General features: G+C 37.6%; 25 protein-coding genes, 1 tRNA gene and 1 pseudogene. 5 read left to right on the top strand and 22 right to left on the bottom strand.

Going from position 1 to position 25,620, the window contains the following annotated elements; genetic code table 11:
* Positions 1 to 39 precede the first annotated feature (39 nt).
* Positions 40 to 300: an H/ACA ribonucleoprotein complex subunit GAR1 gene (locus tag METEV_RS01635; RefSeq protein WP_013193821.1), complete on the bottom strand. Its 261-nt coding sequence runs from the start codon at positions 298 to 300 to the stop codon at positions 40 to 42.
* Positions 301 to 689: 389 nt separating this feature from the next.
* On the opposite strand from METEV_RS01635, the gene ppdK reads away from it, so the two are divergent.
* On the top strand, positions 690 to 3,350 hold the full coding sequence (gene ppdK / locus METEV_RS01630; RefSeq protein ID WP_013193820.1) for a pyruvate, phosphate dikinase: 2,661 nt from the start codon (positions 690 to 692) through the stop codon (positions 3,348 to 3,350).
* 40 nt (positions 3,351 to 3,390) lie between these two features.
* On the opposite strand, the pseudogene METEV_RS01625 reads toward ppdK, so the two are convergent.
* The 17 genes and pseudogenes from METEV_RS01625 to mtbA form a co-directional block, all read right to left on the bottom strand.
* Positions 3,391 to 4,359: pseudogene (locus METEV_RS01625) on the bottom strand (polyprenyl synthetase family protein).
* 33 nt (positions 4,360 to 4,392) lie between these two features.
* Positions 4,393 to 5,736, bottom strand: a complete 1,344-nt coding sequence (locus tag METEV_RS01620) for an RNase J family beta-CASP ribonuclease (RefSeq protein WP_013193819.1) — start codon at positions 5,734 to 5,736, stop codon at positions 4,393 to 4,395.
* Positions 5,737 to 5,845: 109 nt separating this feature from the next.
* Positions 5,846 to 6,922, bottom strand: coding sequence for a type 2 isopentenyl-diphosphate Delta-isomerase (fni, locus tag METEV_RS01615; RefSeq protein ID WP_013193818.1), 1,077 nt, complete (start codon positions 6,920 to 6,922; stop codon positions 5,846 to 5,848).
* Positions 6,923 to 6,946: 24 nt separating this feature from the next.
* Positions 6,947 to 7,738, bottom strand: a complete 792-nt coding sequence (locus METEV_RS01610; RefSeq protein WP_013193817.1) for an isopentenyl phosphate kinase — start codon at positions 7,736 to 7,738, stop codon at positions 6,947 to 6,949.
* Between the two features lie 5 nt (positions 7,739 to 7,743).
* On the bottom strand, positions 7,744 to 8,658 hold the full coding sequence (locus METEV_RS01605; RefSeq protein ID WP_013193816.1) for a mevalonate kinase: 915 nt from the start codon (positions 8,656 to 8,658) through the stop codon (positions 7,744 to 7,746).
* Positions 8,659 to 8,707: 49 nt separating this feature from the next.
* A complete protein-coding gene (locus METEV_RS01600; RefSeq protein ID WP_013193815.1) occupies positions 8,708 to 9,505 on the bottom strand; it encodes an MEMO1 family protein in 798 nt (265 codons plus the stop codon).
* Positions 9,506 to 9,593: 88 nt separating this feature from the next.
* Complete coding sequence (rpsB, locus tag METEV_RS01595; protein WP_013193814.1) at positions 9,594 to 10,304, bottom strand: 30S ribosomal protein S2; 711 nt, start codon at positions 10,302 to 10,304, stop codon at positions 9,594 to 9,596.
* A 9-nt stretch (positions 10,305 to 10,313) separates the two neighbouring features.
* Positions 10,314 to 10,511 (bottom strand): DNA-directed RNA polymerase subunit K, encoded by a 198-nt coding sequence (locus METEV_RS01590; protein ID WP_013193813.1) that lies wholly within the window; start codon positions 10,509 to 10,511, stop codon positions 10,314 to 10,316.
* A gap of 154 nt (positions 10,512 to 10,665) precedes the next feature.
* A tRNA-Pro gene (locus tag METEV_RS01585) sits at positions 10,666 to 10,764 on the bottom strand.
* Positions 10,765 to 10,953, bottom strand: a complete 189-nt coding sequence (locus tag METEV_RS01580) for a DNA-directed RNA polymerase subunit N (protein WP_013193812.1) — start codon at positions 10,951 to 10,953, stop codon at positions 10,765 to 10,767.
* Between the two features lie 22 nt (positions 10,954 to 10,975).
* Entirely contained in the window at positions 10,976 to 11,380 is a 405-nt protein-coding gene (locus METEV_RS01575) for a 30S ribosomal protein S9 (RefSeq protein WP_013193811.1), read from the bottom strand.
* 29 nt (positions 11,381 to 11,409) lie between these two features.
* The gene (locus METEV_RS01570) at positions 11,410 to 11,829 is read right to left on the bottom strand and encodes a 50S ribosomal protein L13 (RefSeq protein WP_013193810.1); all 420 of its coding nucleotides are present in this window, start codon (positions 11,827 to 11,829) and stop codon (positions 11,410 to 11,412) included.
* A 24-nt stretch (positions 11,830 to 11,853) separates the two neighbouring features.
* Entirely contained in the window at positions 11,854 to 12,234 is a 381-nt protein-coding gene (locus tag METEV_RS01565) for a 50S ribosomal protein L18e (protein ID WP_013193809.1), read from the bottom strand.
* Between the two features lie 169 nt (positions 12,235 to 12,403).
* Positions 12,404 to 12,889 carry a DUF2240 family protein gene (locus METEV_RS01560; RefSeq protein ID WP_013193808.1) on the bottom strand — a complete coding sequence of 162 codons (486 nt, stop codon included), beginning with the start codon at positions 12,887 to 12,889 and terminating at the stop codon, positions 12,404 to 12,406.
* The gene (locus METEV_RS01555) at positions 12,861 to 13,343 is read right to left on the bottom strand and encodes a hypothetical protein (RefSeq protein WP_232216872.1); all 483 of its coding nucleotides are present in this window, start codon (positions 13,341 to 13,343) and stop codon (positions 12,861 to 12,863) included. Before METEV_RS01555 ends, METEV_RS01560 begins: the two co-directional genes overlap by 29 nt.
* Before the next feature lie 46 nt (positions 13,344 to 13,389).
* The gene (serA, locus tag METEV_RS01550) at positions 13,390 to 14,967 is read right to left on the bottom strand and encodes a phosphoglycerate dehydrogenase (protein WP_013193806.1); all 1,578 of its coding nucleotides are present in this window, start codon (positions 14,965 to 14,967) and stop codon (positions 13,390 to 13,392) included.
* 192 nt (positions 14,968 to 15,159) lie between these two features.
* On the bottom strand, positions 15,160 to 16,182 hold the full coding sequence (gene mtbA, locus METEV_RS01545) for a methylcobamide:CoM methyltransferase MtbA (RefSeq protein WP_013193805.1): 1,023 nt from the start codon (positions 16,180 to 16,182) through the stop codon (positions 15,160 to 15,162).
* A gap of 506 nt (positions 16,183 to 16,688) precedes the next feature.
* Here mtbA and pylS point away from each other — a divergent pair.
* Positions 16,689 to 17,933, top strand: coding sequence for a pyrrolysine--tRNA(Pyl) ligase (gene pylS / locus METEV_RS01540; RefSeq protein WP_013193804.1), 1,245 nt, complete (start codon positions 16,689 to 16,691; stop codon positions 17,931 to 17,933).
* Positions 17,934 to 17,963: 30 nt separating this feature from the next.
* Here the strand turns inward: pylS and METEV_RS01535 are convergent, their stop codons facing one another.
* Entirely contained in the window at positions 17,964 to 20,579 is a 2,616-nt protein-coding gene (locus METEV_RS01535; RefSeq protein WP_013193803.1) for a valine--tRNA ligase, read from the bottom strand.
* Positions 20,580 to 21,119: 540 nt separating this feature from the next.
* Here METEV_RS01535 and METEV_RS01530 point away from each other — a divergent pair.
* Both METEV_RS01530 and METEV_RS01525 read left to right on the top strand, forming a co-directional pair.
* Entirely contained in the window at positions 21,120 to 21,680 is a 561-nt protein-coding gene (locus tag METEV_RS01530; RefSeq protein WP_013193802.1) for a ferritin, read from the top strand.
* A 25-nt stretch (positions 21,681 to 21,705) separates the two neighbouring features.
* Positions 21,706 to 22,065 carry a desulfoferrodoxin family protein gene (locus METEV_RS01525; protein WP_013193801.1) on the top strand — a complete coding sequence of 120 codons (360 nt, stop codon included), beginning with the start codon at positions 21,706 to 21,708 and terminating at the stop codon, positions 22,063 to 22,065.
* 44 nt (positions 22,066 to 22,109) lie between these two features.
* Here the strand turns inward: METEV_RS01525 and ahbC are convergent, their stop codons facing one another.
* Genes ahbC through cobA form a run of 3 tightly spaced genes read right to left on the bottom strand, consistent with a single transcriptional unit; the run spans position 22,110 to position 24,949 of the window.
* A complete protein-coding gene (gene ahbC / locus METEV_RS01520; protein ID WP_013193800.1) occupies positions 22,110 to 23,309 on the bottom strand; it encodes a 12,18-didecarboxysiroheme deacetylase in 1,200 nt (399 codons plus the stop codon).
* Positions 23,310 to 23,333: 24 nt separating this feature from the next.
* Positions 23,334 to 24,161, bottom strand: a complete 828-nt coding sequence (locus tag METEV_RS01515; RefSeq protein ID WP_013193799.1) for a uroporphyrinogen-III synthase — start codon at positions 24,159 to 24,161, stop codon at positions 23,334 to 23,336.
* Positions 24,162 to 24,196: 35 nt separating this feature from the next.
* The gene (gene cobA, locus METEV_RS01510; RefSeq protein ID WP_013193798.1) at positions 24,197 to 24,949 is read right to left on the bottom strand and encodes a uroporphyrinogen-III C-methyltransferase; all 753 of its coding nucleotides are present in this window, start codon (positions 24,947 to 24,949) and stop codon (positions 24,197 to 24,199) included.
* A 217-nt stretch (positions 24,950 to 25,166) separates the two neighbouring features.
* Here cobA and METEV_RS01505 point away from each other — a divergent pair, with 217 nt between their 5' ends.
* On the top strand, positions 25,167 to 25,607 hold the full coding sequence (locus METEV_RS01505) for a universal stress protein (protein ID WP_013193797.1): 441 nt from the start codon (positions 25,167 to 25,169) through the stop codon (positions 25,605 to 25,607).
* Positions 25,608 to 25,620 lie beyond the last annotated feature (13 nt).

Raw genomic sequence — 25,620 nt, 5'->3', positions numbered from 1 at the left:
TATTTGAGAACCAACAACCTGCACAGTAACATATCAAAGTTATTTAATGTAAACCCTCTCGTTAACATAATTCAATAATTCAGAATCAGTTACTTTTCTGGAAACATTTATTATCACATATGGATGGCTAACTGGACCGATAATATCATTTATCTCACCAATAGGTTTGACTGATTTATTCAAAACAACGGAATTGATTTTGGGTGCCTTTTTGAATGCATCTGAAGGTTTTAACTTATCCATTCTAACTATAAGATTACGACTTTTTGAGAGATGCGAGACCGTTCCTAATTTTTTCATATTTGATTCTGATAAGAGATATATAAATCAATTTGTTACTATTTATAAATGGATACTATATTATATAAAAGTTTCGCAAGCAATTTAAAAGTAACATTATTATGTTATAAAAAGTTTAAGACATAAGAATATAAAAAATATCTCTTCCACTTCCATTATCTGTTAGATAGTTTAGTTTATATATAAAAGTTTCGCAAATAATATATAAATTAAATATTCCATTCTAAAAAGTGTTTACTCAACAAAAATACAGTAACTCCTTTAAAACAATAAAACCACAACCTTATATAAAATAAATAAACTATTTAGCGAAATAACCTATATTATTAACATAATAAAAATTAGCTTATAGATGTACAATAGAGTATATTTCCCATGGAGGAAATTCAGTGACAGATAAAAAATTTGTGTACTTTTTTGGAGATAACCAGACTGAAGGTAGCAACAAAATGAAACACTTGCTTGGTGGTAAAGGTGCAAACCTTGCGGAAATGGCAAACCTTGGAGTTCCTGTACCCCCTGGTTTTACTATATCCACCGAAGCTTGCGTATTATACATGAAGAATAATGATTACCCGGAGGGAATGTGGGACGAAATAGATAAAAATATTGACAAACTTGAAAAATCCACCGGGAAAAAGTTCGGTGATCCCGAAAATCCATTATTATCATCTGTTCGTTCTGGGGCTCCCATTTCCATGCCCGGAATGATGGATACAGTACTAAACCTCGGTTTAAATGATGAAACTGTCAGAGGGCTTGCTAAAAGAACTGATAATGAGTGGTTCGCCTATGACAGTTACCGACGGTTTATAATGATGTTTTCAGATGTCGTACTCGGTATTGATACCAATGAATTTGAAAATCTTATACAGCAGAAAAAAGATGAACTTGGAGTGACTGAAGACACCGAGCTGGACACAAACACAATGAAAGACCTTGTAGAAGAATTCAAATCTGTATACAAGGAAAAAACCGGTTCTGATTTCCCACAGGAAATAAAACAACAGCTTAAAATGGCTATAAATGCTGTATTTAATTCCTGGAACAATGAACGTGCCAAAAAATACAGACAATTAAACGATATTTCAGATGAACTGGGTACTGCTGTCAACGTTCAGGCAATGGTATTTGGAAACATGGGTGAGACTTCAGGAACTGGTGTAGCCTTTACCAGAAACCCTGCAACCGGTGAAAAGGAATTCTACGGTGAATATTTAACTAACGCACAGGGAGAAGATGTAGTTGCAGGAATAAGAACACCAAAATCCATACAGGCTTTAAAAGAAAACATGCCTGATGTATACAAACAACTTGACGATATAACCCAAAAACTGGAGCAACATTACAAGGATATGCAGGATATAGAATTCACCATTGAAAAAGGTAAATTATACATGCTCCAGACAAGGAATGCAAAACGTACCGCTGCTGCTGCTCTTAAAGTTGCTGTAGACATGGTTTATGAAAACCTGATTAACAAGAAAGAAGCAGTTATGAGGCTTAAACCCAGTCAAATTGACCAAGTATTACATCCAATGATTGACCCTGATTCTGAACTGGAACTCCTGTCATCAGGACTTGCCGCGTCACCGGGTGCAGCTGTGGGCAAAGTTGTGTTTAGTGCAGAGCACGCTGAAGAAATGGCTCAAAACAACGAAGACGTAATACTGGTACGCACTGAAACTTCACCTGAGGATATAGGTGGCATGCATGCCGCAAAAGGAGTGCTCACTGTACGCGGTGGAATGACATCACATGCAGCCGTTGTTGCAAGAGGTATGGGCAAACCCTGTGTGTGCGGATGTGACGGAATAAGTATAGACATGAATAAAGGGGTTTTCACTGCTAAAGGTTATTCCATAAATGAAGGAGAATGTATATCTATCGATGGTTCTGAAGGTAAAATCTACATGGGTGAAGCAGAACTTAAAATGCCAAATGTCAGTGGAGAACTTGAAACAATGCTCCAGTGGGCTGATGAAATCAGGTCACTCAATGTAAGAACAAATGCTGATACACCTGAAGACGCTAAACTCGCCCGTGATTTTGGTGCTGAAGGCATCGGACTTTGCAGAACAGAGCACATGTTCTTTGGTGAAGAAAGGATACCTGTCGTCCGTGAAATGATAATGGCTGATAACAAAGAAGACAGAGAAAAAGCCCTGCAAAAACTTCAGCCGATGCAAAAAGATGATTTCCTGGATATTTTCCGTGCAATGGATGGATATCCCATTACCATAAGGTTACTCGACCCACCACTGCATGAGTTCCTGCCCAACTACGAAGATTTAATAGAAAAAATCAAGAAACTGGAATCAGAAGGTGGCAAGCAGGAAGAAATCAAAAGAGTTAATGATTTACTTAGAAATGTAGATACATTAAAAGAAACCAACCCCATGCTTGGTCATAGAGGATGCCGTCTTGGTATAACATATCCAGAAATCTATGAAATGCAAATCAAAGCCATTATAGAAGCCGCCTGTGAACTTTCATCTGAAGGTACAAATGTTATACCAGAAATAATGATTCCTCTGGTATCAAATGAAAAGGAACTCGATTTTGTAAAGAAAACCGTCACCGACACTGCAGAATCGGTAATGAATGAGAAGGGCACAAATATCGATTATCTTTGTGGAACTATGATAGAGCTCCCAAGAGCAGCCCTTACTGCTGATAAGATTGCAAAAGGTGCTGAGTTCTTCTCATTCGGTACCAACGACCTGACTCAAACTACCTTTGGATACAGTAGAGATGATGCAGGCAAATTCCTTCCTTTATATATCGACAAAGGAATACTCGAAAGCGACCCATTTGCAGTGCTTGACCAGGAAGGTGTAGGTGAATTAATGAAGATAGGAATCGACAAGGGTCGAAGTTCACGTCCGGATATCAAAATGGGCATCTGTGGTGAACATGGTGGAGACCCTGAGTCCATCAGTTTCAGTTATGAAGCAGGACTGAATTATGTGAGTTGTTCACCTTACAGAGTTCCAATTGCAAGACTGGCTTCAGCACAGGCTGTCCTGAAGGAAGAAAATCAAAATTAAACTGCGGGAATCTACCCGCAGCAGTTATATTTTTTTATAATTAATATGGCCTTTCAACCATATAATCAGCAATATCAAGAAGTAATTTTTTGGCTCTGGTGTCTTCAAGAACATCAAGTTTTGATTTACCCTTTTCAAGGTATGACATTGCCAGGTCTTTAGCATACTGAATAGATCCTGCATTTTCAAGTGCCTGTACAGAATTATCAATTTCATCCCGGGTGACATTACCTTTTCCAAATATATCCAACTCTACACCCTGATTGAAAGCATGGATTGCTATAAGGGTCATTTTACCTTCTCTCAAGTCACTTCCTCTTACTTTACCAAGTGTTTCTTCAGGTGCTATTAAATCAAGTACATCATCGTATATCTGGAAACTGACACCTATCATGCGCCCAAAATCATACAATGCATCTGCTACTTCATCAGAAGCTCCACCAAGTAATGCTCCTATTTTAATCGATGTAGCGTAAAGAACGGAGGTCTTTTTCTCAATCATTTCAAGATATTCTTCTTCTGATACCTGATCAGATTCTTCAAAATTAATATCCATCCATTGACCTTCACATATCTGTGTACATGTTCTGGATAAAAGATTGACACACTTCACAATCTGAGCAGGGTCATTGTCCACACCTGACAATATATCGAAGGCTTTAGAATAAAGTGTATCACCCGCAAGGATAGCACCTGCTTCATTCCATTTCACATGGACCGATGGCATACCTCTGCGTACATCATCTTTATCCATGATATCATCATGAATCAATGTGAAATTATGAACCAGTTCCACCGACACTGCAGCAGGCAAAATGGATTTAATATCAGAACAACCCACAGATTCCGCTGCAAGAATTGTACTGACTGGTCTCAAACGTTTTCCACCAGCATCAGGTAAATACCTTGAAGCTCTGTAAAGCTCTTCTGGGCTCTGGACAGGGAGATACTCCTATATCGCCCTGTCCACCGTTGAACTCCTGTTTTTGATCTCTTCTATTAGGCTCATATTGATCATAAGTGTTTTTGAGTCCGAGGAGCGTTATTCCTCTATATATAATTCTTCTCCGTTTCTTAAAAGGTGCAGGGTATTACCGAGCACATAGCCAGCATCTTCTGCCATTTCTATATAAGAACTGTGCATATTAATTGTTCCATGAGCAGGTATTACATGTTCTGGATTTATAATCCTCAACAGTTCCCAGTGATCTTCCTTGCATGCATGTCCCGAAACGTGTACATCAGTGAAAAGTCTGGCTCCTCTCATTTTAAGTTTCGTTTCCAGTGAATACCGATTGCCTTCTGTCATTGGACTCGGGATTACATTTGCAGAAAATATTACTTTGTCACCTGATTCTATAGTGTAGGGGGTTTCTCCATTTGCAATTCTTGGAAGTATTGCACCCGGTTCTCCCTGATGACCTGTAACAATTGGAAGATATTTATCCTTGCCTTTATTTACAATCTTTTTAAGTGCTTTATCGACGTCTTTACGCGCACCATAAACCTCTATGTTATCTGGAAGTTCTATATACCCCAGTTTTTTGGCGGTTAAAACATAGTTATCCATTGCCCGACCAATCAACACTGGTGTCCTTCCCATCTCAGCTGCAAATTTGATTATCGAATTTATACGTGCAATATGAGATGCAAACGTAGTTACTATCATTCCTACATCTGATTCTTCTGTTCCAAGAAGTACATCCCGGACAAGGTCATGTGCTATACGTTCTGATGGAGTTTTACCGGGCACCCCTGAATTGGTACTTTCAGTAATCATTGCAAGTACGCCTTCTTCACCAAGTGATTTCAAACGGTCAAAATCTGGTTGTTCGCCCATTGTAGGCATGCGGTCCAGTTTATAATCACATGCATACAATATAGCCCCATCTGGAGTATGTATGACTGCAAAAACGCAATCAATTATGCTGTGCTGTGCTCTGATAAATTCTATAGAAATGTCTTCAGTTACCTGATAAATTCCTCCAGCATTTAGTGTAACGATTTTGTTTTTGACACCAAATTTTACTTCAGACTCAATCTGTTGTTTGATAAGTGATGTAGTATAAGGTGTGCTTATTATGGGTGCAGCGTACCTATGGGCCAATTTGGGTATTGCCCCTATATGATCAAGATGACCGTGTGTACAAACAATCGCACGTACTGTGCCATTGATCTCTTTCATGATAGTGTCATCAGGTATCGCGCCCATTTCTATTAGTTCAAGAGAGTGCATCTTGTTGATTTCAACATCTTCGTGAATCTGCACTCTGTCAAGTCTGAGTCCCATATCAAGAATGATTATGTCCTCACCTACTCGAATCGCAGTCATATTGCGACCCATCTCGTTGTATCCACCAACTGCAATTATACCTATATCTGTCATATTATCCTCTACTCATTTTTAATCTCTTTAAATTCTTATTTTATACTGTAATCCAACTTTCTTTTAATTCTTGATAATACAAATGACCTTGATAATGAATGAATACATATTACCGCATGGATAATTTATCGATTTCAAATCCTCTTTGTAAAAGATATTCCCGAGTCCAGCCGGTTACTACTGCCGGAACATCACGTAAATCGCTTACTGTTTTACATCCACAGAGAAACATGGATACTTTTAATTGATAGATGAAATTTGATAATGTATTAATTACTTCCTGCTCATTTTTTAACGCTGGTTCAACAAATGGTAACGCGGCACTGGCAACATCTGCACCCATTGTAACTGATTTGGCTATATCCAACCCAGATCTTATACCTCCTGTAGCAATAAGAGGCAGGGATACATCACACTCGATTAAATCCGATGCTGTAGGTATCCCATGGTCCCAGAATATTTCACCAAGAAGCTGTGACCTTAAATCATTCCTGTCCTTTGCACGATAAAATTCCACACCCGACCAACTGGTTCCACCAACACCACCAACATCAATTGCTGAAACTCCTGCATTTTTTAGAAGAACTGCATCTTCATGAGATATACCTGCACCAGTCTCTTTTGCTATAACCGGTATATTAAGAGAAGTTATTTCAGAGATTGCTTCCAGTGTTCCGGATGCATCACGATCTCCTTCAGGTTGAACTGCTTCCTGCAAAAAATTCAGATGAACTGCCATGGCATCTGCGTCTATCATGTCCACGAGTTTTTCAACAACCTCTACACCGTATTCCTTTATCTGTGCCGCTCCCACATTACCGTAAATAAAAGCATTAGGAGCTTCATCACGAACTACCCTGAATGATTCTTCTTGGGCTGGATCTTCGATGGCTGCTCTCTGACTTCCAACACCAATACCTACTCCCATTTCTTCAACTGCTTTTGCAAGAGCTCTGTTTACAGGTATTGTATCTTCATGTCCTCCTGTGATGGAGGCTATCATGAATGGTGCACTGAAATCTTTCCCCAGAAACCGTGTAGAAAGGTCTATTTCATCCATATTAACTTCTGGAAGTGCACGATGTATTAAAGTTATATCATCAAATCCTGAACCCTTTTTTCTGGATTCTACCGGACTATGGGCACAAAAATTTAAATGTTCTATTTTTCGTCTGGATGTACTCATAATAAAATCCCGTTATTTCATCATCTATTGCCCTGAACCTGTAATCGATGTACCTATATCATTTCCTTGTAAAAACATCGACACATTCCCTGGTTTACCGGCATTGAATATATAAGACGTTGAACCTGTAAGTTCATTAAGTTTTAAAAGTTCAGTTACTTTTCCAAGCATCCCGCCAGTCACATCAGTACCTTCTGATGAACCAATATTGTTTTTCACATTTGCAAAATTGTCATGTGTTATAAGCTTTAATGTTTTTCCATTTTCATCCAGAACCCCTTCCTTAATACTACCTATCCCTATCCTAATGGCTCCCATTTGAGTTGCAAGATATGGAACTATTTGATCCCCTGAAATAATTGATGTTCCTGTGTTTTTATCCATTACCACATCACCATGCAAAACAGGAACTATTTTATTATCAAGCATGTAGTATAGGTTATCAAGGAACATATCCTGTATCCGCCCGTTTTTTGATATAGTATTATTCATCGGATGCACAGAAACTGCATTAACATTGTTATCAATAAGTGAATCAATAAAAAGCTGATTTAATAGATTTACTGATTTATGCGTGATTATTGAACCTTTTGCATCAAACTTATCTGTTATTTGATATTTTTTAGCCTGCGGATGACCAAATGAGCCTGCACCATGGACAATTACAAGTTTACCATCAAATTCTGAAATTTCTTTAGAAATCCGGTCAATTTCATCATGCTTTGCAAAATTTTCGTCTGCATTTTTGTCAGTTATAACACTTCCACCTATTTTTAAAATGGTTATATTTTGTCCACCGGATGAATTTGTGCTCATGTCTGTTACCTCTTTGTTTCTACTACTACCCCTTTATCAGTTATATTTGTGGTTATCGGCACACCACCTGCAGATTTTATTGCATCTGATACATCCACAGTTTTGCTGGCGTCTGCCAGGGCTATCATGCATCCACCTCCTCCTGCACCTGTAAGCTTTGCTCCATACGCCCCTTTAGACCTTGCTGAATAGATTAATTGTGAAAGTTCAAGACTCCCAACTCCAATTGAATCCAGTAATCCCTGATTAATGTTCATAAGTTTACCAATGGATTCATAGTCACCATTACAAACTGAATATTCACCACAATAGGTTATTTTACCAATGGTTGAAAGAATGGACGTAACTATTTCAGGAAACCGGTTTTTTAGTTCAGCTACATTTGTCACCAATTTTTTTGTAGAAGAATTTTTTTTTGTATCGCCAATAACTATACCGCAGTCATTCAATTCAAGCTTTCTGCGAGAGGGGAGCATAAATACTCCGCCCATTGTACTCACATATGTATCCGTTGGGCTTGCATTGCCTTGGACATCCCATTCTACATTATAACCCAGATCAGCTATCTGCTCAAGAGATAAACCACAATGAAAAAGGTGGTTTAAAGCTTGTATTGTCGAGACAGTTAATGCTGCAGATGAACCCAGTCCTGAACCTACTGGAAGTTCTGAATTTATATTGATTTTTACACCATCCACAGGTGCAAATTCCTTCATTCGCTCAATCGCAGCTGATACATAGGGATGTTTTTCAAAATTAAGACCACTTCTGCCCAGAACAGAATTTATTTCTATATGGTCGTTGAACTCTGCCTGGACATGCGTCCTGAGCTCTATAGCACAACATATGGCATTTTCACCATAAACCACTGCATGCTCACCAAACAAATATATCTTTCCTGGTGCAGAAGAGGTTATCATCTACGCTCCTTTTATATATCACTTTTTAATTTATTGATGCATAATTTCATCATTCTATAACAACTGCGGCATACCCTACAACTGATGAACTATCACCTGTTACATCAGCACTGGTACCATATTTTAGGAGTTTACCTGTTCTACCTCCAAGGGATTTTGCTACTGTTAACATTGCAGAAATCGGACCATATCCACACGCAGTAGCAGACCTTTCAGATATACGCCTGTAGAATTCATGAACATCCATATTTTCTATTGATTCTATCAGATACTTGTCTGTATCATTGGCTACATTTTCTGGTTCAAAATGGGTCAAATCACTGGAAGCAATAACAAATATCTTTTTATTGGATTCTGTAATTGCACTGGATATCTGATTTCCCACTTCCAGTGCTGTTTCCTCATCCTGCAGACCCATGCATATAGGTAATACCTTAAAACCATGACTGAATCTGTACTGTAGGAATGGAATCTGTACTTCTATTGAATGCTCATACATATGAGCCATTTCATCTACATCCAGGATACTTCCAGCAAGTGATTTGCCCAGTTCTTTATCAGTTTCAACATTTCCAAGCGGAGTAGACCATGTATCCTGTGAAATTGCTACTGCTGAACCAAGTCCGGTATGATTGGGACCCAGTATTATATAAGTATCAGCTTCCGGCAGTTGTGCAAAAGCATAGGCTGCCACAGGTCCTGAAAACATATACCCCGCATGTGGAATGACTGCACCGTGAATGTTTTGTTGCGATATGTCAATATCGCCAAAACATCTGCTGATTTCTTTTTCAAGTCCACTGGGATCCAGTGCATAGAACTGTCCAGCAACTGTTGGATTTCTCATACTACCTATCACCCCTGATTGTTAAGGGATTGTTACCCCTTTTAATAGTGTATGTATCAGGTGGTAATATTGTTTATGTTTATAAGCATCAGATTTCAGTTTCGAAGTCACTGAACTCATAATTGAACGGGATTCCCATGTTCTTTGCAACTTCTTTTGCCAGTAACCAGTAAACAAGAGATAGCGCTTTTCTACCTTTGTTGTTTGTCGGTATCACAAGGTCCACACTTGATGTCTGGTTATTGGTATCACAGAAGGCTACTACCGGCACTCCGACATTCACTGATTCTTTTATAACCTGTGCATCCCCAGTTGGGTCTGTTACAAGGGTTACTTCCGGTTCAAAAAATCCTTCCATCTGTGGATTTGTAAGCGTTCCCGGTATAAACCTGCCCACCATTGATTTTGCACCTATCGCTTTAGCAAACATGGTTGCAGGATGCTGACCGTACTGACGTGCTGAGGTTACCAGTATTGTTGATGGGTTATATTTGGAAAGAAAACTTGCTGCAAGTTTTATTCTTTCTTCTGTTGATTGTATGTCAAGTACATAAAGACCGTCTGTCCTGACACGGTAGATAAAATTGATCATATCTTTGGTCTTTTGCTGAGTTCCTATATGTACTCCTGACGCCAAGTATTCATCAATCGGAATCAATGATGTTGATTCTTCTTCACTTTCAGTGGATTCTTCTGATGGTTGTGGTGTCGCTGACTGTGACACTGTCGCTGTTTCTTCTGTTTCTTCGGTTTCAAGATTCTTTTCTGAATTATCTTCTATATCCTGTTGGTCTTCCATTGGTTCACCTCATTTTCGTAATTCTCTTTTAACTGTGACAGGGATTACACCATGTTTTAGTTCCTCTATTGCAACCTGTAATGGGTCCAAATTCTCTACGTTTTCAATTAATATAGGAGCATCCATTGATATTTGTAATGCCCTTGCACCAATAATCCTTGCACGCTCATACCTTGTAAAAGTCTGTTTTTTGGTCTGTATATTCAATTAATCACCCTGTATATTGTTTAATTGTAAACTCCAGGTGTAAAATAGTCCAATCATAAGGATTATTGCATTTTACCAGATTTTTTTGCATTATAGTGTTATTCTGATTAAATTTTGATTGTCATCTAACACCCCAGTACTTAAACAAAAAGAATGGGACCACTGAGATTCGAACTCAGGTATCGGCGTGTTTCGCACAGTGTTATGCTGTGTCCCGAACGCCGAAGGATAGTCCAGGCTACCTCATGGTCCCTTACTGGTATGGTGCTAATGTATCTACAAGTTCAACATGTGTCAAAAACATTCTTCTGCAGCAATACCTTTTAATACCAAGGTCATCGAGTACTGCTCCTGAATTTTCTCCTTCTTCTACACGATTTTTGTATTCGTGCCACTGGTTGGCAATTACTTTACCACAGGTAAAACATCTAATTGGAATCATATTTTACACCTTAATAAATAATTTATCGGTACGATTTCTGGTATTTTGCGCGTGCTCCAGGACCGCCAAATTTCTTGGACTCTTTTTGTCTGGAGTTGTTTACAATCAGGTTACGGTCATATGCCATATATGTGTCTCTGATGTTTGTATCATTAGTCCAGTCAACAATACCTCTTGCTATTGCAGTCCTTACTGCATTAGCCTGTCCCATCAATCCGCCGCCACGGACATTTACATCAATATCCATTTCAGAGACTACATCACCTGCTAATTTGAGAGCTTCCTGCATCTTAAGCCTTCCGAATTTAGGCTCATATATCTCAATGGGTACCTTGTTAACCCTTACCTTACCTGTACCCTTGCTAATAGTTGCACGTGCTATTGCAGCCTTATTTTTACCTGAGGAAGTTACTACTTTATCTACCATGATTAATATTCTCCTGATGATTTATTATATTAGAATTTTGCACCCAGTCTACTACTGACTTCACCAAGTTTTACAAATTTGTTTCTGCTTAGTCTACTCAATTCTGCACCTTCTATTGTAGTAAACTTTGAATTTTCAAACTGGGATGGAACTCCTACATGTACTTTCAGACGGGACATTGCTTTTTTGCCTTTCTCCCTTTTGTACGGAAGCATTCCTCTTACAGTCCTTGTTATAATACGGTCTGGTCTTTTGGGGAAATGTGGTCCATGTTCGATTGAACCAATCTCTCTTTTTTCATTATAATCTGTTAACGTCCTTACCTTAGAACCAGATATAACTGCGTTTTCTGCATTAACAATGGCGATTTCTTCCCCAGCTAACAATTCTTTTGCAACTGTGCTTGCAAGCCGTCCTATGATAAGATCATTTGCATCTATAATTTTCATTTCTAACACCTACCCTACATCATCTTACTGTAATATCTTAATACCAGACCCACTCGGATTTTCTTCCAGGATATCTTCAATAGTTAAAATTTTTCCACCGACGCTTTCTATTTTGTCCTTTGCTGTGTTGCTAATCTTTAAAGCTGCAACTGTTACTCCATGACCCAGGTCACCAGCTCCGAGTACTTTTCCTGGCACAAGCACAATTTCATTTTCATCGGTATTTCTATCAATCTTGCTAAGATTTATTTCTGCATGGGTTCTATTCGGCTTTTCAAGCCTTTTAGCAAGGTCTTTCCAAATAGGTGCATTTTCTGTATGTGATGTTTCTTTAAGCAACCCAATCAATTCAACAATTCTTGGATTTGTTTTTTTAGCTACTCTTTTCTGGGATTTTTTACTCATTTTATGTTCCTCCGCAAGACTAAATCTTACTCACGCAATTCTGCGTTCGAACATTGTTAATTCAAACAATTACGCAAGAATATACTTCCTGTCAATAGAGTTAGTATATACTATTTTAAGCGGATTTTAATCTTCAATAACGTTACTAATACATAAAGATTATGCGAATTCAATCATATTGTAGGATTTTTTTATATATCTTTTGATAAAAAGGAGTTATATCACATCCTAATTCTTTTGCCACAAGGATTGCCGAAATTTCCGGATAAAGAAGTTGTGAATATTCTTCTTGTTTTTCATTTATTAGGGATGCTACTTTTTGCTTGTCCATATTCATTGTAACTGTTATATATTCCATTATCTGTTCTATAATTGATTTTTCTTTAAAAAGCTCATCTGATGGTTTAAAATCATGGGGTATAGATACGTTATCAAGGTTGATATTAAGGTTGATGTATCCGTCCTGTTCATAAACAATATTTGATTCAATTGCCATATCAGACACTCTGGACGCCTCATCAGGAGACATCCATTTAAAATCAAAAGATAATGCAAATTCAAATTCTTTCAAAGATAATTCTGATGAAGATTTTTTCTTGTATACTGATGCCACTACTTTTGTTAGCTCATCCACATGAACCACGCCGTATTTCATCAAATATTGTATCAGCAATTCTTCTTGCTTCTGTATATCCGGGTCCCTCATGATGGCTTATTTTAAGCGTTAACAAACCATCCCGCAAATCTACACGAACAATATATGAATCATTTCTAAAGGGTACCCTGCTGTAATTGTCATCAAGATAGCTATAAGACAGATTGATTCTAATATCTATAGCTCCCTCTGGTTCAATAGTTGATAGTGTTCGGTTTATATTTTTATTATTTATCGGTTCAAAATCCACCCCATTTGTCACAATTTCAACACCTATTTCACGTTTCAGTTGAAAATTTTTTTGTTCATGGGTACCCTGCGATTCAAACATACCGAATTTACCGGTCATACCTGCAAGTATTTTTAGAAGATACTGCAAATCCGAGTAATAGCGATACTGTTGTTCAAAATGTGTTTCCAGTCCTGGTGGCCGGTGGTAAATCCGTTTTCTCATCATATAAGCCTGTTAATATAATGGAGATGGTAAAAAACCATCCCCTTTAAAGTGTGACTGGTTTTGCATCCAGTATACCTTCAATGGACTTCATTTCATTTAAAATTGATTCAGGAACTTCTGAATCTACATTAAGCACCATTATTGTTTTTTCTCCAAGACCAACCTGACCCACCTGCATTCCAGAAATGTTTATATCATTTTTACCAAGCATAATAGCACAAGGACCTATAACATTTGGCCGGTTCATATGATCAACAACCAGCATATTTTCGGTTGGTACTATATCAAAGTGGTAACCGTCTATCTGGATTATTCGTCCAATTTTACCATTACCTGATACAGTACCTGTAATGGATTTTGTATCAGAGCCTCTTGTAAGTTCCAGTGTTATAGTTGAAGGGAACTTATTGGTTGTTTCAGATTTACTCTCTATTACCTTAATTTTTCTGGATTTTGCAAGTGAATTCGCATTAACAAAATTAACACCCGGACCAAGTGCATTTTCCAGTATTCCCTTCAATGCTGCAACTGTTACCGGTTTGATATCTTTATCAAGTATATCACCGCTGTATTCTAGTTCAACCCGTTTATAATTTCCAGTCATTAATTGTCCTGCAAATTTACCCATAGTCTCAGCAAGTTTTAGATATGGAGTAAGTGCAGGCATCATTTCGGGTTTAACCGTAGGTATATTGATTGCATTGTTAACGGGTCCACCTGTTAATGCTGATATAACTTCATCTGCTGCTGCTTCTGCAACATTTACCTGTGCCTCTTCTGTAGAAGCTCCAAGGTGAGGAGTAGTTATCACATTATCAAAATCGAGTAAAGGACTTTCAAAAGGAGGTTCTTCTACAAAAACATCAATTGCTGCACCTGCAACTTTACCACTTCTGAGTGCCTCTGCAAGTGCATCTTCATTAATAATACCACCACGAGCACAGTTTAATACCCTTACACCATCTTTCATTAAAGCGAATTTATCAGCGTTGATAAGATTCTCAGTTCCCTTGGTAAGTGGTGTGTGTACAGTTATAAAATCGGCTCGTTTGCATATATCTTCTACAGATGTTAGTTCTACTCCCATTTCATCTGCCTGCTCCTGTGATACATAGGGATCATATCCCAGTACTTTCATATGAAGAGCTTGTCCTCTTTGTGCAACATATGAGCCGATACGTCCAAGCCCGATAACTCCAAGATATTTACCATTTACTTCAACACCCATGAATTTTTTGCGTTCCCACTTTCTGGATTTTAACGATGCATGCGCCTGAGGTATATTGCGGCACATTGCCATCATCATGGAAATGGTATGTTCTGCGGCAGATATCATATTACCTTCTGGAGTGTTTACTACAATGATACCTTTATTAGTTGCAGCATCAACGTCTATGTTGTCAACACCCACTCCTGCTCTACCTATAATTTTCAGGTTATCTGCTGCATTGATTACTTTTTCTGTTACATTGGTTCCGCTTCGAACAACAAGTGCATCATAATCCTTGATTTTCTCCACCAGTTCATCTTCAGATAGTCCTGTTATTACATCAACTGTGAATTGTTCTTTAAGTTTGTTTATACCTTCTTCTGCTAATGAATCGCTTACTAATACTTTCATTTTTAAATACTCCGTACAACCCCAAAAATTGGTTAGGATTTGTAGTTAATTAGTTATTGTTTGTTATTTTATGGATATAACTAATCCAATTTAAGTATTATCTTAACATATAAAATAATCCGAATGTGTATAACTGATTATACAGTGATATTCTAAAAGAAAAAAGAAAAAGAATAACTGGAAATTTATTGTTTAGTATTTCCAGCTTTTTGCACACTCTACCATTGTCTGGAGGTTTTCATTGGATGTAGCACTTACAATTCCACAACCAGGTGCCAAAAAGTCTACACCTTTATCCAGTGATTCCTGTGATTTTTCTTTAATCACATCTGGATTACCGTTCCAGAGTGTCTCAACTGGGTCGAGATTACCGACAATCTTTGCATTCTGGACGTTTTCTTTGGCTGTTGCAACATCAACCTTCTGGTCGACACTTATAGCATCTGTTCCAGATTCATCCATTATTGGAAGACCTTTTGTTGTATCTCCACAAATATGAACGATTGTACCTACACCCATATCCTTGCAGGCGTCAACTACCTGTTTGTGGTATGGAAGTACAAATTTTCTGAAGAAATCAGGACCAAGCAATTCATAACTTGCTGTTGGATCAATGATTACAACGGTGTCTGCACCATTTTCTACCTGTTTTTTGGCGTAAGCAACACAGAATTCTGTGGTAAAGTCAAGGAGCTTTTTGCCAAATTCTTCATTTATCATTACATTGGTAAACCAGTCATCACCATTGAGGTGCTGGGCAAGTGAGAAAGGACCAATCATACTTCCAAATATTGGGAGCTCATCTCCGTATTTGTCTGCCAGTTGTTTGATTGATTCACAGATTGTACCTATTCTCTTCTGGCTTAAGTCATAGCCTTCAAGTGACTTGATATCGTCTTCGGTTTTTACTACATGACCTACAACAGATGGCTGCTGTTTCTGAGTACCTTCTTTGAGTTCACATCCGAAAAATTCAGCTTCTGCTGTAATATCGAATGGTACACGTACCATTTCAAAACCAACAGCTGTGTGAGCGGCTTCTGCAAGTGTTGTCATTTTGTCAGCGTCATAGTGAGCATCTGGCCAGTATGCTCCACTTGCTTCCATCTGTTCGACTGTTCCGGTCTGGGTAGCACAGATGGCTGGCATCCTGTCTACGGATTCTCCTTTAAGTGCTTTTGCAAATCTTTCTTTTGGGGTATATTCTTCAGCCATTAAAATCAAACTCCTTTTTTAAATAGTTTTTATATAGTTTATGAATGGTATGCTTTAATGGTCTTTTCGCGTATATATAACTTTTTATATCAAATGATAAATATTACAATACACATCAAGCCCAATTATCCCATATATTTTATATTTGATTTACTACCAATAATTATAAGTAGCCAATACGTATGACATAAATATACAACAAATGCACAAAGGAAACCCGATCAGGTAGATCGAATGGACTCTAAATCCATTCAGCCGGGTTAGATTCCCGGGGTTTCCGCCACTTTTTTGCTATAAATATTTCGTATATGTAAATATATTTATAAGAGCTTGACATTCATCGATTTGACAAACTGGCAATAAGTATCAATATATTAATAATACAGGTTTTATTCTTAATACATATACAATATTTAAACTTGTTTTAAATATTGAACAACAGATTAATCCAAACCAAACAAGCAAATCCAGTCTATCCCGTGTTTACTACTCATGGAGTTGGGATTATGTCTAAAAAATCACTGGCATCATTAATATCAGACCTCCAAGTATGGGTTTCAAGGAGTGGTTTACTCCATGAAATAAAAAATTATGAAGTGTCACAAAGATACATTCATATGGAAATGGATTGTGGGGAAAAAATCACAGTAAGAAATTCCAGAAATAGTCGTACAGCAAGAATATTAAGACTTAAAAAATACAAAAAACCCTGTAAAAACTGCAAGGTTTCTGATGAGGTTATTAACAGATTTTTACAAAAACATACCGACAGAACTGATACAAAAGTAACTGCTTTTTCATATTCTGAATCAAAGAAAAAGAAATCCAAGCAACTGGGACACAAAAAAAAGAAGCAATCAAAAGTGCAGGTTAACCCCACTACTGAAAGTATTCAATCAAACACATCAGTTTCAGAAGATAAAACAGACAACAAAATTGAGCCAGAGACATTTACTTCTGCACAGAAAGAACGAATTAATGAACTACTTTTGCCTGGAGAAAAAATACCATTTTCTAATGAACCATCAAAATTTAAGGAAATAGAATCTGAATTGGTCAACAAAAGGCGAAATGATTTCAAACAGATGTATGAAAACGACCGAGAAGAACAAATTGCAAAACTTGAGAGAACTATTTCCCAATTTTTTGTTGATAAAGGGTTTATAGAAATTAAAGCCCCAATAATTATTGATATTGATTCTGTTAAAAAAATGGGTATCGATACAGATCATAAATTATCAAAACAAATATTTTATCTTGATAATAAACACTGCTTGCGACCCATGCTTGCACCGGGTCTCTACCAGTGGCTTAAAAATTTTGACAAAATCCTGCCTGATCCGATTAAAATTTTTGAAATCGGACCGTGTTATCGGAAAGAGTCAGAAGGTAGCCAGCACCTTGAAGAATTTACAATGTTTAACTTCTGTCAAATGGGTTCTGGTGCAAACAGAGAAAACCTTCTAAATCATATAGATGACCTGTTAAAACATCTAAACATCGACTACAAAATAATTGATGATAACTGTCATGTTTATGGTGAGACCATAGATATCGTCCACGGTGATTTAGAACTTTCATCTGCTGTTGTAGGTCCTGTTCCAATCGATATGAACTGGGGAATCGATAAAACATGGATTGGTGCAGGATTAGGACTGGAAAGATTGCTAAAGGTTAAACACGGATATAAAAATATAAAACGCGCCAGTAAATCTCATTCATATTATAATGGTATATCAACCAATCTTTAATTGTTTGAAAATATAAGGTAACTGTAAAAGTTACCTTATTACAACCACCACTGTACCATCGACATCCATTACATCTACTGCCCTACCTGAAGACATTGCTTCTTTTTCTATTTCAACTGAATCCGGATCAAGTTCAATGGTTTCACCGTCTACAGATACTACAATTTTACCTTCGTCGGCTTGTTTAGATATTTTTTCAGGGTCTTCAGACTTCAGTGTTTTTACGATAGAACCTGCTTTATCTCTGAATTTGGGACCTATCATACCCATGTTGGGTTTAATTTCTACTGGTTTGTAATCTATTTGCGGATGGCCGGATAGGACCTCTACTTCTGAATTGGTTGCACCTTTAATTTCCTCAATATCATTGTTTCCTATTACGTCAGAATAGATTTCCACTTTTTCCAGTGGTGCATTTAATGCCATGCCGTTATCAGATTTATATCTTCGAATATTGCTTGCAATATCCTTTATAACTTCTCCCTTACTTTCAACATCATTGTCAATCAGTAATTCATTAACTTCAGGCCATGACTGTTCATGGACACTTCCTTCTTTGAACCTTGAATACATCTCCTCTGCAAAAAACGGTGTAATTGGAGCAAGGACATGTATAAGTGTATCAATTGCATAATATAATGTAGTTTGTGCAGCTTTTCTTGATTCAGGGTCTTTACCATAAAGCCTTGATTTGACCAATTCAAGATAATTGTCAGCAAGAACTTCCCATGCAAAAGTACGCATTGATTTGTAGGCTTCATCAAATAACAGTTTGTCCATACTGGTTGTTACAGATTCTATTAATTTGTTCAATTTACTAAGCAACCATTTATCAACCAGTGACAGATTTTCCTGAGATATCTGAGCCATATCACTGCTGTCAGGTACAAACTCTTCCAGATGGGTCATGGAGAACCTGTAGATACTCCAAACCTTCTGCATAAAACGTGAGGCAGAAACTACATCTTTCCATCTAAACATTACATCTGAACCGGGAGTTCCACCGACTGCTCCCCATTGTCTAAAAGCGTCAGCACCATATTGACCGACTACTTCATCTGGAGATATTATATTACCCTGAGATTTGCTCATTTTATGACCGTCTTCACCGAGAACCATCCCATTAACAAGGATAAATTCCCACGGTTTTATCCCTTTTATTGCTTTGGTACGAAGTATTGTATAAAAAGCCCATGTACGCAGAATATCATGACCTTGCGGACGTATCTGGGTGGGGAGACGCAATTCATGTTCACTTAACCAGCCTGATACATGGAGTGCTGTAAGAGATGAATCCATCCATGTATCCAGTACATCATTTTCTGGTTCAAAATCTGTTGACCCACAATTGCACGGCTCAGGCGGTTCAGTCTGTATGGGGTCAAGTGGTAACCATTCCTCTTTGGCTACCATTGTCTCCCCGCATTTATTGCAGTACCACACCGGAATGGGAGTTGCAAATACTCTCTGACGTGAAATACACCAGTCCCATTCCATAACATCGGTCCAGTTTTTTAGTCGGGTTTTCATATACTCAGGATGCCAGTTGACTTCATCAGCTGTATTGTGGATTTCATCATCATTTACCGACACAAACCATTGAGGTTCTGACAAAATTTCAATGGGAGTTTTACACCTCCAGCATAACCCTACATTCTGTTCCAGTGTTTCCTGCTGATAGAGGTGACCTTTATCACTAAGTTCTTGAGTTATGGCATCTTTACATTCTGAAATGGTCATACCGGAATACTTACCAGCCACATCGGTCATTCTACCGTTTTTATTGATTGCTTTTCGAACCGGCAGGTCATATTTTACACACCAGCGGACATCCTGTTTATCACCAAATGTACAAATCATTACAACTCCGGTTCCAAAGGATGTATCCACAGCCTCATCCGCCAGTACTGGTACTTTCTGTCCAAAGATAGGAACTTCCACTTCATCGTTTATGTGTTCCCTATAGCGCTCATCTTCTGGATTAACAGCTACTGCGACACATGCAGGAAGTAATTCAGGTCTTGTGGTTGCTATTTCAAGATCATCAAAATACAGATAATTCAAACTGGTGTCTCTTGAATCATATTCCACTTCTGCAAGTGCAATGGCGGTTTCACATCTGGGACACCAGTTGACAGGGTAATCGGACTGATAAATGCGGTTTATGTCATACATCTGGACAAAGGACTTTTGAGTTTTAACAAAATATTCAGGTTCCATTGTGACAAATTCATTATTCCAGTCAATGGAAAAACCAAGACGCATCATGGTCTCGCGCATTTTCTCAATATTCTGACTGGTAAGGTCTTTACACATTTTACGAAATTCTGCTCTTGATACCTCGTTTTTGGTAATCCCGTGTAATTCTTCAACTTTTACCTCTGTAGGAAGACCATGGCAGTCCCATCCCTGGGGAAACATTACATTATACCCGCGCATTCGTTTATATCTGGCTATAAAATCGATGTAACACCAGTTTAATGCATTACCGATATGGAAATTGCCTGTTGGATATGGAGGGGGAGTATCTATAATGTACTGGGGTCGGCTCTGGTCTTCCCAGTCAAAATGATATTTGGACATATCCCACGAACTCTGCCATTTGGGCTCTACTTCATGAGGAATATATTCTTTTGGAACCGTCATTGCAACTCTCCAATGATTATTACTTAGTAATCTTGTTTGTGATATTTTACAGTAATTTGAGATTATTTAAATATATCTCGTAAATCAATAAAAATATGGTTAAAAAATGACACCAATAATTAATAATTGTTAATGGTCAGAATATGGTTTCACACAAATTTAACCCACTGTATATATTTAAACACTTAAAAAATACCAAAACTGATTTATATCTATCGGATTATATTTCTTATAGGGTTTATTTTTAACCTGAAAGTAGGGGTTAAAGTGGTTAATAAAATAACTGTATTTGCATTTGGCGGTAAATCCATGTGTTTTGCACATGTCCTGTTGAATTCACTGGATATGCATGAAGAGGATATTGCATAAAAAAGAGGTCAAATTAAATCTGGTATTTCCTTTCACCCATTATATCAGAGTATCAAATAACCAGGAGTTATTAACCGCGTATGCAAAACATACCCATTCCCAGCATGTCGAAATATATTGAAAAATGGTTATGGATTTATAACCTTCTGAATTTGGATAAGGTAGATTAAAATGTTAAGCGAAAAAATGACCGAAGCATTAAATGTACAGCTCAACAAGGAGATGTATTCTGCATATTTATACATGTCCATGTCCGCTTATAGTACATATATCGGACTGAATGGGTTTGCCAACTGGTTTATGGTGCAGTACCAGGAAGAGATGACCCATGCCATGAAGTTTTATGATTATATTAATGACCATGGTGCTCAGGTAAAATTAATGGAGATACCACAACCACCTACTGCATTTGATTCAGCACTGGACATGTTCGAGAAAACACTTAAACATGAAAAATTTGTCACAAAATCCATTAATGAACTTGTCGACCTTGCAGTTGAGGAAAAAGACCATGCTACATATACATTCCTCCAATGGTACGTTTCCGAACAGATTGAAGAAGAAGCAAACGATAACGAAATAATTTCCAAACTTAAACTTATGGGCGAAGATGGTAGCGGAATGTATATGCTGGATAAAGAACTTAGCCAGAGGGTGTTTGTTCCAGAATATACATCCAAAGCATTGTCAGGTGCACAGACACAGACCCAAGCAGAGGATAAAGGACAATAATAACTAAATTTACAGGATGATATAAATGATAGAAAATATAGTTAAAGGAAAAGAAGAAGAAGCAGAAAGTAAATTAAAAGAGAAACATATTCCATCAATTGAAATAATGAAAGGACAGGGTAAACAAGGAGGTGATTTCATAGAAGTTGCTGTTGGAAAAGAAACTCCCCACCCAAACAAAGTGGAACACCATATAGCATGGGTGGAATTGCACGGTGTAAGGAATAATGGACAGGTGGTAAATCTCGGAAAAATGGATTTTGCTCCTGTTTATGTAGAACCAAACGCAAAATTTGAAGTAAACAGTATCGATGATTTCAAATCTTTCTACGCTGTTGAATACTGCAACATACACGGACTCTGGGAAAACAGTGTTGAAATGTAATGCGGTCAAAAAGTTGAATACATTTCAACTTTTAGTTTCTTTATTTATCCCTCATAATAACCGATTTCTTCTTCTGTTAGATAACACGCAGGGTCATCTGCCCAGACATTATTATGCACTGCTTCTGCACGGACACGGAAATTTCCATTACAGATATCAAACCATTTACAACTGGCACATCGATCAGCATTGGATATAATAAGAGGCTTCCGATTTTTAAGTCCAGCCATCAAATCATCACTGGTATCCGTCCATATATCACTAAACTTTCGTTCTTTCACATTTCCGAGTGTATAATGTCTCCAGAACTGGTCGGGATGAACTGAACCGTCCCATGACACACATCCTATTCCAATACCTGATGAATTGCCTTTATTCATCGACAACAACTGATAGACATCTTCAGCACGTTCCGGGTCTTCCTCAAGAAGACGGAGATATACATATGGTCCATCACAATGGTTATCCACTGTAAGTACTTCAACCTGTTTACCCTTGTCATGAAGCTGTTTTGTACGATCCATTATAAGATCAAGTGTTTTTCGCGTTTCCTCTGGTGAAAGGTCTTTGTCCATCAGACCTGAACCTCTTCCTGAATAGACAAGATGGTAGAAACAGATTCTTGGAATATCCATCTCATCGATAAGGTCAAATAATGCGGGAATATCTGCTACGTTTTCCTTATTCATGGTAAAACGTAAACCCACTTTAATCCCTTCTTTCTGACAATTTTGCAAGCCTTCAAGAGCTGCGTTGAATGCACCCCGTACACCTCTGAATCTGTCATTTGTATCTTTCACACCATCAAGGGATATTCCTACGTACGACAAACCTATACCTTTTAATGTCGTTGCCATATCGCTATCAATCAGTGTTCCGTTGGTAGAAATAACAGCACGTATTCCTTTTGACCTTGCATATCTTACAAGTTCAAAAAGGTCATGGCGCATAAGTGGTTCTCCACCAGAGAAAAGGATAACAGGTGAGCCAAACTCTGCAAGGTCATCGATTAATTCTTTACCCTCATTCGTGGTCAGCTCGTCACTGTAATCAATATCCTGAGACTGGGCATAGCAATGTGCACATTTAAGATTGCACCGCCTGGTCACATTCCAGACGACTACCGGTTTTTTATCTTTGGAAAATTGCAGAAGGTGAGATGGGAGTTTACTGGATAGACATCCATACCTTAAAGCATCTGAGGATTCTACCGTACCACAGTAAAGTTTTGAAATTCCTATCATTTTAATTCCTGTATAAAATTACATTTATTGAGTACCGTAAATAAAATCATGGATATCAGCAAGCATATTTTCAAAAAGATATTTTTCCGGTACAATATCTACTTTTACCCCATAATTTTTTAAAGTGCTGGCTGTAGGTGTTCCGATAGCTGCCACAGTTGTATCATTGCTGTTTAAGATTTCTATAATCCTATCTTCTGCTTCAACATCATTTGCTTTGGTAAAGAAATTGTGCACAATCATAGAACTTGTAAATGCAAACACGGATATGTTTCCCGCGAGTGCACAACGTATAAGGTTTTTCTGTGTGATGTTGTCCGGGGTATTCAGTGTATAAACCTGGGTTTCAAATACCGTTGCTCCGTTGTTAATGAGACCAGATATCAAATATTTTGAACCATGTGAACTTCTGGCTATATCAATCGTTTTACCTTCTACATAAAGGCTGAGGTAATCCACAACACCCTCGGAACTATATGAATCAGGCAAATCTATACATTCTATACCAGTATCTTCAAGAGCTTTCTGTGTGTTTGGACCTATTGCCAATACATTGGTATTGTTCAAAGCTACCAAAAATTCCTGCTTGATTTCATCAGAAATTTTGTTTAGTGTAAAATCGATACCATTTGCACTGGTAAAGATTACATAATCGGATTTACCGTTTAACACCCGGTATACAAAATCATCGAAACAGGCATCTTTTTTATCTACAATTTCAATCATGGGTGCAGAAAAGGTCTCAAAACCATACTCCTGTGCCAATATTACTGATTTGTTAAGATACATTTCCGGACGCATGATGGCTATAACTGGTGTTTGACCAGTATCTTGATTTATATTAGAAGTCATATTAAATTCCTCTTTAACAACATCATAGTCCTCTGTTAGTCATTAAAACCAAGTTTGTTTCTAAGTTTTACAACATCACCTATTACTGTTATAGCTGGCGGTTTAACACCTCTATCTTCTGCAATATCTGCTATCGATTCAATACTACCTACCGTCACCCTTTGGTCTGAATGTGTTCCATTTTCAATTATTGCCACTGGTGTTTTTGGGTTTTTACCGTGTTTGATAAGCTGTTGTGCATTTTGTTTAAGCCTTTTAACTCCCATAAGTATAACAATAGTACCTTCAAAATTTGCAAGTGATTCCCAGTCAAGGGAACTTTCATCCTTTGTAGGGTCTTCATGTCCAGTAATAAATGTTACCATTGAAGCGTGGTCTCTGTGAGTTAAAGGGATACCTGCATAGGCTGGTACTGCTATAGCTGATGTAATACCAGGTACCACTTCAAAATTTATACCTTCTTTTATAAGTTCCTCTGCTTCTTCTCCGCCGCGGCCAAATATATATGGGTCGCCTCCTTTAAGACGAACGACTGTTTTACCTTCTCTTGCTTTATTTACAAGTACCTGATTGATTTCATTTTGGGATAATTTGTGGTCACCTGCAGATTTTCCTGCATCTATTTTTTCAACACTTTCAGGTATTGATTCAAGAATCTTTTTTCCCGGTAACTGGTCGCAGACCATGACATCAGCTGATTTTATTAACCTATCAGCTTTCAAAGTCAATAATTCAGGGTCACCCGGTCCTGAACCAACAAGGAACACCTTACCATTTTTCTGGTTCATATTATTATTAGCCCTCTTTATATTAGTTGAAACATCTGAATAATTTCCTGAAATAAATAGTTTACAGATTGTTAAATTCAAATAATAACTGCTATAAAAAAGATATACATCAAAATATAGAAAAATTATCATCTTTTCCCACACCGATTAATTTTACCAAAACCCCAAAAACTATATTATACACAAACATATACTTTTTACACGGGGGAATTATACAATGACAGAAGACCAGTTTAAAAAAATCCTTATTGCTACCGATGGTTCAGATAACTCTAAAAATGCAGTAAATTCAGGTATAGAAATTGCAAAGATAAATAATGCCGATGTATATGCAGTATATGTTATTCCACCTGTAAGTGCACCAGCCGCACAAAGAGGAAGAAGTTGGGCTGAATCTATCAGGCAGGATTTAACCGAAGACGGAAAAAAGGCAACAAAAGATGTAGAAGATGCCGCAAAAGAAACCGGAGTAAATGTTGAAACAATTTTGCTTGAGGGCAACCCAAGTGAGGAGATAATCAATTTTGCCGAGAAAAATGATATGGACCTGATTGTTTTGGGTTCACTGGGTAAATCAGGCATTGAGAAATTCCTGATTGGCAGTGTAGCTGAAAAAGTGGTCATGAATGCTAATAAACAGGTATTGATTGTACCTTGAATATTTGATAAGG

Source organism: Methanohalobium evestigatum Z-7303, assembly GCF_000196655.1.
Lineage (GTDB): Archaea > Halobacteriota > Methanosarcinia > Methanosarcinales > Methanosarcinaceae > Methanohalobium > Methanohalobium evestigatum.
The sequence above is the reverse complement of the archived record's forward strand: the minus strand, read 5'-3'. Positions and strand labels throughout refer to the sequence as shown.

What these genes read in the sequence shown, in the direction of transcription:
- METEV_RS01635 (WP_013193821.1), bottom strand. Translation starts at nt 300, where the DNA reads ATGAAAAAATTAGGAACGGTCTCGCATCTCTCAAAAAGTCGTAATCTT.
- METEV_RS01620 (WP_013193819.1), bottom strand. Translation starts at nt 5,736, where the DNA reads ATGACAGATATAGGTATAATTGCAGTTGGTGGATACAACGAGATGGGT.
- fni (WP_013193818.1), bottom strand. Translation starts at nt 6,922, where the DNA reads ATGAGTACATCCAGACGAAAAATAGAACATTTAAATTTTTGTGCCCAT.
- METEV_RS01610 (WP_013193817.1), bottom strand. Translation starts at nt 7,738, where the DNA reads ATGAGCACAAATTCATCCGGTGGACAAAATATAACCATTTTAAAAATA.
- METEV_RS01605 (WP_013193816.1), bottom strand. Translation starts at nt 8,658, where the DNA reads ATGATAACCTCTTCTGCACCAGGAAAGATATATTTGTTTGGTGAGCAT.
- METEV_RS01600 (WP_013193815.1), bottom strand. Translation starts at nt 9,505, where the DNA reads ATGAGAAATCCAACAGTTGCTGGACAGTTCTATGCACTGGATCCCAGT.
- rpsB (WP_013193814.1), bottom strand. Translation starts at nt 10,304, where the DNA reads ATGGAAGACCAACAGGATATAGAAGATAATTCAGAAAAGAATCTTGAA.
- METEV_RS01580 (WP_013193812.1), bottom strand. Translation starts at nt 10,953, where the DNA reads ATGATTCCAATTAGATGTTTTACCTGTGGTAAAGTAATTGCCAACCAG.
- METEV_RS01575 (WP_013193811.1), bottom strand. Translation starts at nt 11,380, where the DNA reads ATGGTAGATAAAGTAGTAACTTCCTCAGGTAAAAATAAGGCTGCAATA.
- METEV_RS01570 (WP_013193810.1), bottom strand. Translation starts at nt 11,829, where the DNA reads ATGAAAATTATAGATGCAAATGATCTTATCATAGGACGGCTTGCAAGC.
- METEV_RS01565 (WP_013193809.1), bottom strand. Translation starts at nt 12,234, where the DNA reads ATGAGTAAAAAATCCCAGAAAAGAGTAGCTAAAAAAACAAATCCAAGA.
- METEV_RS01560 (WP_013193808.1), bottom strand. Translation starts at nt 12,889, where the DNA reads ATGAAATACGGCGTGGTTCATGTGGATGAGCTAACAAAAGTAGTGGCA.
- METEV_RS01555 (WP_232216872.1), bottom strand. Translation starts at nt 13,343, where the DNA reads ATGAGAAAACGGATTTACCACCGGCCACCAGGACTGGAAACACATTTT.
- serA (WP_013193806.1), bottom strand. Translation starts at nt 14,967, where the DNA reads ATGAAAGTATTAGTAAGCGATTCATTAGCAGAAGAAGGTATAAACAAA.
- mtbA (WP_013193805.1), bottom strand. Translation starts at nt 16,182, where the DNA reads ATGGCTGAAGAATATACCCCAAAAGAAAGATTTGCAAAAGCACTTAAA.
- pylS (WP_013193804.1), top strand. Translation starts at nt 16,689, where the DNA reads ATGTCTAAAAAATCACTGGCATCATTAATATCAGACCTCCAAGTATGG.
- METEV_RS01535 (WP_013193803.1), bottom strand. Translation starts at nt 20,579, where the DNA reads ATGACGGTTCCAAAAGAATATATTCCTCATGAAGTAGAGCCCAAATGG.
- METEV_RS01530 (WP_013193802.1), top strand. Translation starts at nt 21,120, where the DNA reads ATGTTAAGCGAAAAAATGACCGAAGCATTAAATGTACAGCTCAACAAG.
- METEV_RS01525 (WP_013193801.1), top strand. Translation starts at nt 21,706, where the DNA reads ATGATAGAAAATATAGTTAAAGGAAAAGAAGAAGAAGCAGAAAGTAAA.
- ahbC (WP_013193800.1), bottom strand. Translation starts at nt 23,309, where the DNA reads ATGATAGGAATTTCAAAACTTTACTGTGGTACGGTAGAATCCTCAGAT.
- METEV_RS01515 (WP_013193799.1), bottom strand. Translation starts at nt 24,161, where the DNA reads ATGACTTCTAATATAAATCAAGATACTGGTCAAACACCAGTTATAGCC.
- cobA (WP_013193798.1), bottom strand. Translation starts at nt 24,949, where the DNA reads ATGAACCAGAAAAATGGTAAGGTGTTCCTTGTTGGTTCAGGACCGGGT.
- METEV_RS01505 (WP_013193797.1), top strand. Translation starts at nt 25,167, where the DNA reads ATGACAGAAGACCAGTTTAAAAAAATCCTTATTGCTACCGATGGTTCA.